Origin of the sequence: Bacillus cereus (genome assembly GCF_002561295.1) — a bacterium.
GTDB lineage: Bacteria > Bacillota > Bacilli > Bacillales > Bacillaceae_G > Bacillus_A > Bacillus_A cereus_S.
The window spans coordinates 26,712-41,746 of sequence record NZ_NTUG01000033.1; the positions used below are offsets into that span (position 1 = coordinate 26,712).

Here is a 15,035-nt window from a genome sequence, read left to right on the forward strand (position 1 = left end):
TTTAATGATAGAATCTTAGAGGTACTTCTTTCGTTCAAAAGCACCTCTCGTTTCTCTTCAAAATAATACATGAACAGGTTTATTTCTTCTTTTTCAACACTTTATCTAATTCTTCTTGTGCAATTTTAGCTGCTTCATCTAACGCTTTTTTAGCAGGTACGCCTTCAATTTCTACTTTATCCTTCGCTACATTTAACGCGTCATTGATTTTACCGCCTGTTGGATCTGTAAATGGTGCAACTCCATATTTATTCGCCTGCTCTAATGGAACTAATGCTTGTGGTTGTTTTTTCACAAATTCAGCATAAGGGCCATACTCTGTTACATTGTTACGAACAGGGATATATCCTGTTCCCATTGACCATTCAGCCGTTTTCTCAGTGCTCGTAGCAAATTTCATAAAGTCATATGCGCCTTTTGCTACTTCTGGATCAACATTTCTCGTTAATGTAAATAAATAACTTTCTAATTTTGGTGCTGGTTTATTATTACCCCAAGCTGGTTGTGGTGCCGCTCCAAATGTGTCAAGGCGTTCTTGCTCAGTCATCCCTTTCCCTAACGATTTAAAAACAAATCCTTGGTCACCGGATGAGCCTGTATATCCTAACGTTCTACCTTCAACTAAATCGATGATTGTTTTATCCCAATATTCCCATCCAGTTCCACCTGAATGAATCTTCATAATTTTATCTTCATTAGGCCATGTACGGAATTTTTCCCATACTGTAACCCAAGTGTCATCGTTGATTAATACTTTTGTTCCATCTTCACTTAAAACATTTCCACCAGCACTGCGAACTGCGTCAATTAAGTTTGACGTACCCCACATTGGCATCCAACCTGCATATGTGACATCTCCATTTGCATCACGTTTTGCTACTGTTTTCGCTACTTTTTCTACACCTTCCCACGTCTTTAAATCGTCAGGTGTAAAGCCATTTTCCGCTAACACTTTTTTATTGTAATAAAAGACTTGAGTGGTACCGTAAAAAGGAATTCCATATAATTTCCCATCAATAGTTGCTTGATCCATAAAGCCTTTTCCATACTCTTCTTTTTTAAAATTATTATCGTTTTTAACATATTCATCCATAGGTACAATTAATTTTTTCTTCGCATATTCTTGGATAACGTCTGAACCTAATAGCGCAATTGCTTCTTGGTTATTCGCAGCAAATCCACTTTGAAGTTTTTGATAAGACTCATCGTAGTTACCTGCTTTTGTTGTTTTCACTACATACTTGTCTTGACTTTTATTGTATTCCTCTACAATCTTATCTACTTGGTCTGCAAGTGAACCACCTACGCCATTAATAAACGGAACCACAATCTTATCCCCTTCTTTACTTACTTTGACAGTATTTCCTTTTCCACCTGAACAGCCTGCAAGCGCACCAACAAATAATGACAAAATCGTTAAAAGCATTACTAATTTTCTCATCCCGAATTTCTCCTTTATATTTAGTTAGCCCTTTATTCCTGAATCAGTAACACCTGAGAGGAACCATTTTTGTAAAACTAAAAATACGATTAAGAGCGGCACTGTAGCGATTGTACTTGCAACCATAATGTGCGACCAATCTCGGCCTAAGGAACTATTAATGAAATAATCAGCAATTCCGTTCGTAATTAATTTTTGACTACCATCATTCAATATAAGAGCTGGCCAAATATAATTATTGTAATTCCCTATAAATGTAACTAAACCTAATGTTACAAATGATGATTTCGTCATTGGAAAAATAATCTTCCAAAGAATACGCCAATCACTTGCTCCGTCAATTTTGGCTGCTTCTACTGTTTCATAACCAACCTTGTGGAATGACTGTTTTAAATAGAAAATACCGAATACACTAACAGCCATAGTAATCATGTATCCAAAATGCGAATTAAGTAAGCCCATTTTCCCTAGCATCACATATACCGGAACATACGATACAGCTCCAGGAATCATGTATGTTCCCATGACAATACTAAATGTGAAGTTCTTCCCTTTGAACTTATAAAATGCCAACATATAAGCAAAGAGTGCAGATGAAACAAGTACATATATCGTGATAAGGAAAGAGGTATAAAAACTATTAAATATATACGTGCCAAACGGAAGAGTGTCTAATACTTGACGGTAATTCTCCCAGTGAAATTGTGTAGGCCAAAAACCTCCTTGTAATACTTCACTGGATGTTTTAAACGAACCAAGTACCATCCATATGAATGGAAAGACAAACAAGATACTTGATAAAGCCAAAAAGATATGTTTTAGAATTAATGGTGTCTTTTTCTTATCATTCATCTTAATAGTTCACCCACTTGTCACCTATTATCTTGTTTATAACGGATAGTAGGATTGTAATGATTAATATAATAAATGCGATTGCCGTTGCAGATCCCATATCAAACTGTTCAAACGCTTGTTGGAAGAATAAATAAAGTAGCGTTCGTGTCGAACCACTCGGTCCACCTTGTGTTAAAATTTTAATTTGATCATAAGCCTGCACCGAAGTAATTATATTGACAACAACTAAGAAGAAAGTTGTTGGTGAAACCATTGGTAGTGTTACATTTCGAAATTTCTGCCATGAATTTGCCCCATCAATACTAGCCGCTTCATACAAGCTATCTGGTACTTTCTCTAGTGCACCGATATAGAAAAGCATCGTCCATCCAACTAATTTCCATACCGTTACAATAATGACCGCCAGCATCGCTGTCTCACTACTCTTCAGCCAGTCCAAACCCGGAATCCCGAAAAATTCTAGCACCTTATTGATCGCTCCATATTGAGGTTCATATAGAAGTGACCATACAATCGATACAGCTACCGTTGGCGTTACCCAAGGTGAAAAAATCAATAATTGATAAATTGCAGAGCCTCTGAATTTTTTTCGGAAGAACAACGCAAAACCTAAACCTAATGCAATCGTTGGAACGACTGTCCCAATTCCGAAATAAAGAGTATTTAACAATGCTTGTATAAAAGAATCCTGTGTAAACAAATTAAAATAATTATCTAAACCAACAAAGTTAAAATCATTTGTCATGAAATCCCAGTCTGTAAAACTAATACCTAAACTAAATAAATTCGGAATGATCCAAAATAATAGTAAAGGTATTCCAACCGGTAATAAAAAGAACACAGCTTTTGATAATTTTATTTGCATTCTTGTCACCTCCTAATTCATATTGTACGAGCACATTATTAACACAATGTTGTTATTATGTTAATGAATTGTAAATTCAACATATTAACAACATAAAACAACATATAAGCAAAAAACAATAAAAAAAGACCATTTCTCATCTCACTAAGAAATAGTCTACTTTAATATTTTCTTTCTATACTATTACCACTTCAATCCCTTTACTTATTAAGACGTTTTGCCATACTTCATCGAGTTTAGCATTTGTATATAGTGCATCTATATCATCAAAATTTCCACTTTTATAAAACTTTGTTAAATTAAATTTTGACTCATCTACCATCATCACAACTTGTTTTGCATTTTTCTTTAACTGCTGAAAAACTTGTGCATCTTCAATATATGAACATGTCAGTTCTTTTTCTAAAGAAATTCCATCACACGAAGCAAATAATTTATTAACAGTAAAGTGGTCAAGATAGTTTAGCATCATGTCTCCAGACAATGCTAATGAATTAGAATTTAGCATTCCACCAAAGACTATTAATTTACAATCAAATGAATCATACTGTTCTTTAAGCTCAATAATTTGATTAACAGCTGGTATCGAATTCGTTAGAATCGTCAAATTCTTTTTATCATGTATAAAATCCAAAACTTGCATCGTAGTCGTTCCAATTTCAATTGCGATAATATCATTATCTTCTACCAATTTACTTGCTTCCATAGCAATTTTTCGTTTTTCTTCAATATTCTCAGATCGACGTTTGTCAAAATAAAATTCAATAGTATGATCTTTTTTCTTAATCGCACCACCGTGTATTTTCGTAAGCTTACCTTCCTTGTGCATCATATCTAAATCTCTTCGAATTGTTTCTGTCGTAACATTTAACACCTTAGCTAAATCATTTACCATCACTCGATTGTATTTCTCTAGCTCAGCCAATATGTATTTTCTTCGTTCAAATTGTGTATAGGATTTCATCTCATTAACACCTCTTCGTATTACACAAAATATACAACTCTTAAAAATCCTTATAAAGACTAGAAAGAAACCATTTTTTTCTAGTCTGCTTCTCTTAAAGTATAGTGTAACTAATCAATAATTTCATCTAAAAGGAAAATTATATAGAAAAAAACAGCTACCGATATTTAACCGGCAGCTGGATAACTTATAAATAACTTTGAAAACAAATCTTCTGTTGTTTCTGCAATCTTATCAAACACATCTGCTTCACTTTCTTCTTGCTCTTTCATCATCTTGATCGTTTCTTTTGCATCCACAGGATAGTCTGTAATAATCCCATCTACATTGAGTTTATAATACTTCCTTAAACTCTCCATATCATTTACAGTCCATACATAGATTGGTTTATTTAATTTTCTTGCTGATTTTACTAAAGCTTTATTTAACATATATTCTTCTGCAACATAGAAATCGGCCTGCACATATTTTAAATTGGCCCTGCTGGCATATAATATATATCCTACCTTTATATCCGGATTTGCACGCTTAAACTCTTTGATGAGCGGATAATGCAACGTTTGAATCACACATTGTTTTTCAAAATCATTATCCTTTATTGTTTTTAATACTTTCTTTACAAAATCCTTTTCATTTCCGTGTAATTTCACTTCGATATTGAGCTTAATCTTATTTTTGGCAAGCTTGATCATCTCATCCAATGTACTAATTTGTCCGGTATGTCCATCTTGTTGTAGAGTAAGCTTTCTCAATTCTTCCATTGTTAAATCTGACACTTGTACATTCGCATTTGCAAGACGCTTCAGCTTTAAATCGTGTATCACTGCCAATTCACCATCTTTTGTTTGTAATACATCAATTTCAGCATAATCCGCTTTTGCATCAATCGCACCTTGCAAGGCCTCTTTCGTATTCTCTACTCCTTTAGAAACATATCCACGATGCGCCATAATAACGGGATCTTTATATGAATTCGTAATAAACGTTACAATAAATGCAACTACCATACCTACTGTTATGACACCGACAACATATACACCTATAAATTTCAAGCGATGCTTTTTAAAGAAGCATTTATCTGCTTTTGTTTTTGAATAATCTAAGCCCTCTTCTAATAAAACATCTTCAACCGAAACCTTTTGTAAGTAAAGTCTTGTTAATGCCATAATATAAAATGGAGTCATAATAAAGCTAAATAAATACAATGTACTCGTCAAAAATACTGATAGAGTAGATTCTGCTAATAGCGCGAATGTCCCTTCTGGATTCGTAAATTCATATACACCCCATAGAACCAATAAGTATATTCCCATTAATAAAACAAAGACAATCCCGATTGAGATAAAAAATCCAATTAAAAAGAACAAAACTTTAAAAAAGCTTTCTTTTACTAAATTTGCACTTTTACGTGCAGCTATGCGGAATGGTTTTTCTTCTAAAACAATGATAGGTAAAACGAAGATCCATCGAAGATTCAAGTATGTAACTATAGCAAAGAAAGTGTAGTAACCTACTTGTCCCATTGTCGTTTTAAACAATTCACCTGTAATAAAATTTGGAATTTGAATTTCTGGGATTAGTGCAGATTTATATCCCAAATTTAACAGAGGTAACAATACAACGGCATACAAGATAAACCCTGGCAAACAATATGTGAAAAGAGAAGGTAAATACGTTACCGTCTTATACAAAATTGGGCGTAACCTTACTTTTTGCCTTTTATGTGCAAAGTACGAAATAATAATAAGCACCGCGAATTCTGTAAAAATGAGAAAAAGTGCCAATAGCGATAAAATTAATATAGCTGCGATGCCATATGGAGTTTTCAAAAAAGCAAGCAATTCATCATTTGTCGCATTTGCATAGCCGCCCCAATACAACAACTTATTAAAAATCATACCGAATAACGGGATAAAGACAATGGCCGCTACTAATTTATATGCGAGTTGAAATGATAATACATTCCAAAAAGCGAATTGTACCGTTTGAAAGGAATGTTTCATGACTCCTGGTATAGATAGTCTTTTACGATGTAGCATAAATTCCTCCGTATTCTAAAACTATATTTGAGATGGATTCCATATTCCCTTTCATATCCATCTTTTCTATAATAGTATATTTCACTTTACATGAACACTCTTATACAAAAAGAGTGATGGGTACTTCCCCATCACTCTTTCGTTCTTTATTTTTTCTCTAATCCTTGTCCAAATGCTTTTAAAAAGCTAAAGCCAAAAGTAATAGCTCTATTAATATCCGGGTCTTTCAACACTTTAAAAAAGTCCATTACTTTTGTTTTCTTTCCTTTATTCAATTCATCTGTTGCAAATTGTAGTCCTGTAACTAAACTCGATGTGATCTGTTTTGTTACTTCTGGATCGACAGAAGATAAAGCTTCTCCTGCCCCCATCATATTATTTAATGCATTTTTTACTGGCTCACGATTTAATTGCTCAACAGCAATTTTAGAAACATCTTCTTTTGCAGCAAGTAGACTGATTGCTGCATCTAAAATACCAGCTTGCTGCAATCCTGCTAATAACTGCATCGTCTCCTCTACCGCCTCACGATTCTCTGCTAATTGTGTTAACAGTTCATCTGATAACTGTTGTTTCTTTTCTTCTTCTGTAACTACCTTTTTCTGAATCAAAGTAATCTCTTTTGCCACTTTCTTCGCCCCCTAGTTTTGATCCACAAGTGATACATATTGTTTTCGCTGCCATTTCTGCTGAATTTCAACACCATTTTGCGGATGACGGTTTTTATCTCTCGGGTTTGAAGCAGGAAGTGGACGATTACCTTTTTCACGTAATACACGCATTTTCACCATCGTTTGTTTATAGGCAGGTGTACACGTATAAACGTCTGTCGCTGTTCCTGTTAAAATATTAACCGCTTCTTCATTGACTGTCGCGTGCATCGGTAAATATAGCTCGTTTCCAGTCACACGATCTGTAATAAGTGCCTGCACCTTAATTTTACCAAACGGTGATGCTAGCTCTACAAGTCCGCCATCTTTCACATTTCGTTCAATGGCAAGCTCAGGTGAAATCTCAACAAACACTTCAGAAATTTTGGATAAAATCCCAACTGATTTATTTGTCATATTTCCTTCATGGAAATGTTCTAGCATACGCCCATTGTTTAACAGTAAATCATATTCTTCTGGTGCTACAACTGGCGGAATCCATTCATCTAGTGATAGACGAGCTTTTTTGTCAGGGAAATTAAAGCCATCCACATATAATAGTGGTGTATCACTACCATCATGGCTACCCCAACATAAACTATTCCATCCTTCTAAACGATCATATGTCGCTTGTGAATAATACGGCGTAAGTGATGCGATTTCATCCATAATTTCACTCGGGCTTTCATAATTCCAATCCCCACCGAGGGCACGAGCTACTTTTTGTATGATCCACCAATCTGGTTTCGAATCACCGAGCGGCTTCATAACTTCATATAAACGCTGAATACGACGCTCTGTATTCGTAAATGTCCCTTCTTTTTCTAGACTTGGTGCCGCTGGTAAAATAACATCTGCAAAACGAGCTGTTTTTGATAAGAATATATCTTGAACTACAAGGAAGTCGAGATTACTTAAAATGTGTTGCACATGATTCGCATTGGAATCGACTAACGCCATTTCTTCTCCCATTACATACATACCACGTAGTTTTCCTGCATCTGCAGCCGCAAGCATCGCAATGTTATTCAGCCCTGGCTCTTTTGGAATTGTCGTACCGTATGCTTTTTCAAATTTCGCACGAAGTGTATCATCTGACACAGCTTGGTAACCTGGAAGCCAGTTCGGTAATGTTGCCATATCACAAGCACCTTGTACGTTATTATGGCCACGGAGTGGATATGCACCTGCACCAGGGCGACGATAGTTACCAGTTACAAGAAGTAAGTTTGAAATTGCCGCAGACGTTGTACTTCCACCTGTATTTTGTGTAACGCCCATACCCCAAAGTACACAAGTGCCATCTGCTTCGTATACCATGCGAGCCATTTCTTTTAATGTATCTTTTGAAATACCTGTAATATTCTCTGTATAATCAAGTGTATACTTCTCTAACATTTTGCTATATTCATCAAAGTTCTTCACATTTTCGTCTAAGAACTCTTTATCATGCCAACCTTGATCAATAATATATTTTGTTATTCCAGCAAGCCATACGTAATCTGTTCCTTGACGAGGATGAACAAATAGGTCCGCACGCTCTGCCATTTCATGTTTACGAAGGTCTGATACAATCAGTTTTTGCTCATGTAATTTATGGGCACGTTTCACGCGAGTAGCAAGTACAGGATGCCCTTCCGTTGGATTCGCTCCCACAATAATAACAAGGCCAGCTTCCGCAATATCCTTCACTGTCCCTGCGTCTCCACCTATACCAACAGTTTTTGTTAAACCATCACTTGCTGGAGATTGACAGTAACGGGAACAGTTATCTACATTATTCGTTCCATATATTTGACGAGCTAACTTTTGCAGCAAATAGTTTTCTTCATTTGTTACTTTTGAAGAAGAGATAAAGCCAAATGCATCACTACCATGTTCCGATTTAATATGTTGCATATTGGACGCAACAACTTCTAATGCTTCTTCCCACGATGCTTCGACGAACATATCCCCTTGACGAATCAAAGGCTTCGTAATACGGTCTTCACTGTTTACAAAGTCCCATCCGAACTTTCCTTTTACACATGTAGAAATTCCATTTACTGGTGCATCTGATACAGGCTGTACTTTTAAAATTTGACGGTCTTTCGTCCAAACTTCGAACGAACAACCGACACCACAAAATGTACAAACTGTTTTCGTCTTATTAATCTTCGTTTTTCGCATCGCAGATTCCACTTCTGAAACTGCTAAAATACTACTATATCCAGGCTCTACATCTTTTACAAAATCAATCATTGGGTCTAAAACAGCTGGCTTCAATCCAGTCATGAATCCAGCTTCCCCAAGCATAGATTTTTCCATTAACGCGTTACAAGGACAAACTGTTACACATTGTCCGCAACTAACGCAAGAGGAATCATTGATACTTACGCCGGTATCCCAAATAACACGCGGACGATCTAAACTCCAATCAATTGATAATGTTTCGTTTACTTGTAAGTTCTGACATACTTCTACACATTGTCCACAAGCAATACATTGATTGGGGTCGTAACGGTAAAATGGATGAGTCATATCCACTTCTTTTGCACTAACTTTCGGTTCATATGGGTATTTCTGCTCTTCAATCCCCATCATATGTACCGTATTATGAACTTTACAGTTCCCGTTATTATTATCACATACTGTACAATACAATAAATGATTTTCTAATATTCGATCCATTGCTTCCGTTTGTGCTTCTTTTGCACGCATTGATTGTCTTTCAATATGCATACCGTCTTCTAATTTCGTTGAACAAGCACGCATTAATTTTCCATCTACCTCCACAATACATGTATCACAAGTTTGAATTGGATCTACTTCTGGTACATGACAAATTTGTGGGTGTTCTACATTACTTTCGTTAAATAATTGTAATATCGTCTTTTCACCAGATGAAAGAAATTCTTTTCCATCTACGGTTACACGAACCGTTTGTTCTGCCATAGTTTCCCCTCTCCTTACAACTAACTGTACAATATAGTTGTGAATCCGTTTTCAAAACTATATTGCTGTACATTTTTTGAAACGCTCTGTTGAAACCCTATCTTAGAAGTCGATTCTTGATGCTATAAGGTATAAAAAATGACACTATTCTACTACTCTATTATATCTCACATATACAATAATAACCAAATAATATATAGAAACTGAAAGACAAGTATAAAACCCTTCCTTTTAGGTGGGAGAGAGCATCCGGCCATGCATAAAAGCGGTCAGTTCCTTTTCCTGCCCCATGCCAAGTAAAACAAAGAGAGAAAACGAGTGCAGGTCCTCTTTTATCTTCGTAGCAGTGACTTATATGTTGAACAGTCGAAATCGATTTATCCCGTAAAAGTCCGAGTGGTGATGGAGATTTCAGTTTATATAAGCTGAAAAAACGATATAAACCCCTTGTTTTTAAGAGAGAGAGTATCCAGCCATGCATAGAGGCGGTCTCCCTATGCCGAAGAAAACAAGTCGGTTCCATCTTTATTCCTCATGATAACAACTTATACGTTGAACAACCAAAATGGATTTACGTAGATAACAGATGCTTTTCTTTTTTTTATGTTTTATGATAAATAGTAAGAAAAATACATATGAAGGGGAAAATATGATGCGACCTGTCCAAGAAACATGTAAAATGGTACGTTATCAAGCTGGAGCATTTCTTGAACAAGAAGATGAAATTGTCACAGAATATCCTGTAACAATTAAATTAAATGGAGAGGAATATGTAACAGTTGTATGTACTCCAAATTATATTGAAGATATGGTAATAGGTTTTTTAATTTCTGAAGGAATTATCGATTCTTACAAAGGCATTGATGAATTATGGATACAGCAAGACAAAGGGGTTGTCCATGTAAAAACATCACAGATTAATCCGCTCTATCAAACACTATATAACAAGCGATACGTTACTTCTTGTTGTGGCAAAAGTAGACAAGGTTTTGTCTTTGTAAATGATGCCGCAAAAGCAAAAGCTTTACATGATGTACATGTAACAGTTACTCCAGAAGAGTGCTTTCATTTAATGAATACTTTACAACGCTCTTCCACTACATTTCGTCAAACGGGAGGAGTTCATAATACTGCTCTTTGCGATCGAAATAACATTCTCCTATCAAGAATGGATATCGGTCGACATAATGCATTAGATAAAATATATGGTCATTGTTTACGTAACAATATCTCCATCGAAGGAAAAATTATTGCATTTAGTGGCCGAATCTCATCTGAAATTTTACTTAAAGTTTCTAAAATTGGTTGCGAAATCGTTCTTTCTAAATCAGCTCCAACAAAATTAGCTTTGCAACTTGCTCATGATTTAGGTATTACAGTAGTCGGATTTATTCGTAATGATTCTTGTAATATTTATACTCACCCAGAACGAATTGAAGGATATATAGCAGAAAAAAATGATTCCTAGTAAAGGGATCATTTTTTAGTTATAAAAATGTAATATATTTATTTGTTGAATAGTTAATAAAGTTAATATATAATTTCATTACATAAAGCGAGTTAAAAAACAAAAGAAGTCCCTTGTTTTTCTCGCATATATCTACTTATTCTTTTACAAATTAAGAACGAGTACGTAAAAAATATGTTTATAGGTTCTATTCATATAATCATCATACTCTTACGGATTCTGCCTGCTTTACATGCTAAAGCCGCGTACCCATTTTCCTATAGAGTGAGATAAACCAAGGAGGTTACCGATATGGAAATTCGTTTATTAACAAAAGAAGATGCAAAAATTTATTTAAAAGTTTGTATGGAAGGATTAACACAAAATCCAGAAGCCTTTAGCTCTTCATATGAAGATGTAATAAAACATGAGGATCCTGTTGCTGCAATGGCAAAACGGCTATCTAACCCTGATAAATATACCCTTGGTGTCTTTAAAGATAACGATTTGATCGGACTTGCTACTTTAGAAACAAAACCTTTTATTAAACAAGAACATAAAGCAAAAATTGGCTCTGTTTATGTCTCTCCGAAAGCTCGTGGTCTTGGAGCTGGACGTGCGTTAATAAAAGCCATTATTGAAAATGCTCATAAATTACATGTAGAACAACTCATGCTTGATGTTGTTGTCGGGAATGTAGCTGCAAAAAAACTGTATGATTCACTCGGCTTTCAGACATATGGTGTACAAGAGCGCGCCTTAAAGCATAATGGACAATATTGGGATGAGGAACATATGGTTTTATTTTTAAATAATTAATTATAGATTTTCACAAAAGTACCTTTTGATATAAAGGTACTTTTTTCTTACAACAATGTAATATTCATGTCATCTAATTGAATAGCTCTCTTCTCTACTCTTCACTATACTAAAAGTACAAAATCACAATAAAATAAGCGATTCGAAATAATAGAATAAAACCAATAATTGGAGGAATAACAAATATGAAACAACACAAACATCTTATTTTTTTACTTTGCGGCACAATACTTGTCACTTCAGGACTCGCAATTCTTCCTTGGTTTATTGTCTAAAACTTCTATAATCTCTCAATTCCTTCCTATACAAATAAAAAAAGCTCGTTGTTTCTTAAAATGAAACAACGAGCTTTTACATCTATTATAGAATTCCGAGAAATTTATTCGTACATGTCACAATAATTAGCATAGATACTGCAATGCACATTACAACCGCGTTGCGCTCTTGCTTTTCATTTTTTAAACTTTCTTCTTTTTTATTCACGTGTATAGTCTCCTTTTTAAAAAAAGTGTGAGATAGGAAATTTTCCTTATCCGATGCGAGGTGAATACGAAATTTCTCACTATCTCACATACACAATAGAATGGAATTGTCATTTTATAAATAAAATGACATGACGTTATGTCGCAACATAGGGTATTTTGTGTCGCTACGCCTTTTATTATAAAAAAGAGTTGTGCAAAAGTAGTGCATTTTTTATGTCAATTGCTATAGTAACAAAAATGCACTACAATTCAATCACATAAACAGTGTTTTTTATCATTTTCATGTAAACTATACAAAGTAGAATTAATGTTTGAGGTGCACAAGACGATGATTAAAATCTTATTAGTTGACGATGAAGAACGTATGTTACGATTGTTAGATCTATTTTTAAGCCCTCGTGGCTATTTTTGTATGAAAGCGACTTCTGGCATTGAAGCGCTTGAACTCATTCAGCAAAAAAACTTTGATATTATTTTGTTAGATGTCATGATGCCGAATATGGATGGATGGGATACATGTTATCAAATCCGCCAACTCTGTAATGTTCCCATTATAATGTTAACAGCTCGTAATCAAAACTACGATATGGTAAAGGGATTGACAATGGGAGCCGATGACTATATTACAAAACCTTTTGACGAACAAGTACTCATTGCGCGAATTGAAGCTGTATTACGCAGAACAAAAAAGGATGGTTTTATCACCTTTAATGGCATTGAGTGGGATAAAACAAAACATACTGTTACTGTTTATAATGAAAAAATTCCACTTACCCCTATCGAATTTTCATTACTTGGACTGTTTTTACAAAATACGAACCGAGCATATAGCCGGGATGATTTAATTGAAAAAATATGGGGGTATCAAACAGATATTGAATACCGCACTGTCGACTCACATATTCGCAATATCCGCGATAAATTACGTAAAAAAGACTTTCCTGTTGAAAAATACTTAGAGACTATTTATAAAGTGGGATATAAGTGGAAAAGTGAATAAGGAAAAATCTGCTAAGTAAAGTTCCCTTTCCTCTTACTTAGCAGATTTAACCAAATTCTATTTGGTCAGTCATACGATTTCTTCCGCTGACCGTTAATGTAAAATAAAGGTGTGGTAAAAAATGAATAAACTTTCTTTCAAAATCGGTACATACTTTTTAATACTTGCTCTATGTATTGAAGCAATTGCCTTTTTATCTTTTCATGCAAGCCTCTCAAACATGCGTATCGAGGAAGAAAAAACAGCCCTTTTAGAAAAAGGCAAGCGCTATAGTAATTTTATTGCTAGACGCTATAACTCCCGAGCTCTTGAACATGCTGCAGCAATGGAATCACACTCTGATTCAGATACACAATTAGTTATAACAGATACGAACGGACAAATTCTTTCTGCCTCCGATCCCGTAACAAAAGAAATGAAAAAGCAGCTTGACTGCAAAATACAATCTATTGCAACAGGTGGAACGATAGTTGAGAAAAACTGGAAAACATCGAAGTTTATTTCAACAGCAACTCCAATTATCGTTCACAAGCAAGTTATTGGATATGTACATATGTTTTTAGATACAGCCTTCTTAGAGAAAATGATCCTTCGTTTAACACACCAATTTATTATTATCGGTATATTAACCATCCTTTTAACAACCATTTCTGTATTTATCTTTTCTCGTGTCATTACTGATCCACTTATTAAAATGAAGCGAGCAACAGAAAAAATGTTAAAGTTAAATAAACCAATTAAATTAGGGATTACACGAAATGATGAACTAGGTAGCTTAGCAAAAACTATCGAAGAATTATCAAGCGAATTAACCTATATGAAAAAGGAACGAAATGAATTTCTTGCAAGTGTTGCTCATGAGCTCCTCACGCCACTCACCTATATGAAAGGCTATGCGAAAGTTGCGAAACGAGATTCTTTATCTAACGAGGAGCGCGAAGAATACTTACAAATTATTGAAGATGAAACCGATAGTGTAACAGAACTCGTACAAGATTTATTTGATCTTGTACAGTTAGAACAACATCAATTTATTATAAAAAAACAAAAAGTGGCACTCTTGCCGTTTCTAGAACGAATGATTGAAAAAACAAAAACTACATTTGCTAAAAAACAAATAAAAATTAAATTCAGCTGTGAATATAATCCAGATGTTTGTATGGATGAACGCCGGATGGAACAAGTAATGTTAAACTTATTACACAACGCCTATCAGCATTCGTATGAACAATCAGTTATTACTGTACAAGCATCGCAAAATGGGGATACTTTTTCTATAAGTGTGCAAGATGAAGGAGAAGGGATTCCGCAAGAAGATATCCCCCATATTTTTGATCGTTTTTATCGAGTTGATAAATCAAGAACACGAGCTACGGGTGGTAAAGGAATCGGTTTAGCCGTTGTAAAAGAAATTGTTGAGTTACATAGCGGCTCTATTCAATTAAAAAGCGAACTTGGAATTGGAACTACCTTTATAATGACAATGCCAATCGAATAGTAAGTATGTTATATCACCAGTAGTGGCTCCACTTCAAA

General features: G+C 34.8%; 12 protein-coding genes. 4 read left to right on the plus strand and 8 right to left on the minus strand.

The window, feature by feature from the left end:
- Nucleotides 1-79: 79 nt before the first annotated feature.
- The 7 genes from CN373_RS18070 to fdhF all read right to left on the minus strand — a co-directional run bounded on the left by CN373_RS18070 (nucleotide 80) and on the right by fdhF (nucleotide 9,748).
- Nucleotides 80-1,441: an extracellular solute-binding protein gene (locus CN373_RS18070; protein WP_098359841.1), complete on the minus strand. Its 1,362-nt coding sequence runs from the start codon at nucleotides 1,439-1,441 to the stop codon at nucleotides 80-82.
- A 24-nt stretch (nucleotides 1,442-1,465) separates the two neighbouring features.
- On the minus strand, nucleotides 1,466-2,293 hold the full coding sequence (locus tag CN373_RS18075) for a carbohydrate ABC transporter permease (protein ID WP_098359842.1): 828 nt from the start codon (nucleotides 2,291-2,293) through the stop codon (nucleotides 1,466-1,468).
- A gap of 1 nt (nucleotide 2,294) precedes the next feature.
- Nucleotides 2,295-3,161, minus strand: coding sequence for a carbohydrate ABC transporter permease (locus CN373_RS18080; protein ID WP_098359843.1), 867 nt, complete (start codon nucleotides 3,159-3,161; stop codon nucleotides 2,295-2,297).
- 175 nt (nucleotides 3,162-3,336) lie between these two features.
- Complete coding sequence (locus CN373_RS18085; RefSeq protein ID WP_000844590.1) at nucleotides 3,337-4,125, minus strand: DeoR/GlpR family DNA-binding transcription regulator; 789 nt, start codon at nucleotides 4,123-4,125, stop codon at nucleotides 3,337-3,339.
- Nucleotides 4,126-4,292: 167 nt separating this feature from the next.
- Complete coding sequence (locus CN373_RS18090; protein WP_000903198.1) at nucleotides 4,293-6,164, minus strand: glycerophosphoryl diester phosphodiesterase membrane domain-containing protein; 1,872 nt, start codon at nucleotides 6,162-6,164, stop codon at nucleotides 4,293-4,295.
- 146 nt (nucleotides 6,165-6,310) lie between these two features.
- A complete protein-coding gene (locus CN373_RS18095) occupies nucleotides 6,311-6,793 on the minus strand; it encodes a DUF1641 domain-containing protein (RefSeq protein WP_001040534.1) in 483 nt (160 codons plus the stop codon).
- Nucleotides 6,794-6,805: 12 nt separating this feature from the next.
- A complete protein-coding gene (gene fdhF, locus CN373_RS18100) occupies nucleotides 6,806-9,748 on the minus strand; it encodes a formate dehydrogenase subunit alpha (RefSeq protein WP_098359844.1) in 2,943 nt (980 codons plus the stop codon).
- A 652-nt stretch (nucleotides 9,749-10,400) separates the two neighbouring features.
- Here fdhF and fdhD point away from each other — a divergent pair.
- Complete coding sequence (gene fdhD / locus CN373_RS18110; protein WP_001247965.1) at nucleotides 10,401-11,216, plus strand: formate dehydrogenase accessory sulfurtransferase FdhD; 816 nt, start codon at nucleotides 10,401-10,403, stop codon at nucleotides 11,214-11,216.
- 291 nt (nucleotides 11,217-11,507) lie between these two features.
- The gene (locus tag CN373_RS18115; protein WP_000405866.1) at nucleotides 11,508-12,014 is read left to right on the plus strand and encodes a GNAT family N-acetyltransferase; all 507 of its coding nucleotides are present in this window, start codon (nucleotides 11,508-11,510) and stop codon (nucleotides 12,012-12,014) included.
- 360 nt (nucleotides 12,015-12,374) lie between these two features.
- On the opposite strand, the gene CN373_RS26040 is transcribed toward CN373_RS18115, so the two are convergent.
- Nucleotides 12,375-12,497: a hypothetical protein gene (locus CN373_RS26040; protein WP_001034316.1), complete on the minus strand. Its 123-nt coding sequence runs from the start codon at nucleotides 12,495-12,497 to the stop codon at nucleotides 12,375-12,377.
- Nucleotides 12,498-12,827: 330 nt separating this feature from the next.
- Here CN373_RS26040 and CN373_RS18125 point away from each other — a divergent pair, with 330 nt between their 5' ends.
- Together CN373_RS18125 and CN373_RS18130 are read left to right on the plus strand one after the other, a co-directional pair.
- Entirely contained in the window at nucleotides 12,828-13,499 is a 672-nt protein-coding gene (locus tag CN373_RS18125; RefSeq protein ID WP_000590622.1) for a response regulator transcription factor, read from the plus strand.
- A 121-nt stretch (nucleotides 13,500-13,620) separates the two neighbouring features.
- The gene (locus tag CN373_RS18130) at nucleotides 13,621-14,997 is read left to right on the plus strand and encodes a HAMP domain-containing sensor histidine kinase (protein WP_098359845.1); all 1,377 of its coding nucleotides are present in this window, start codon (nucleotides 13,621-13,623) and stop codon (nucleotides 14,995-14,997) included.
- Nucleotides 14,998-15,035 lie beyond the last annotated feature (38 nt).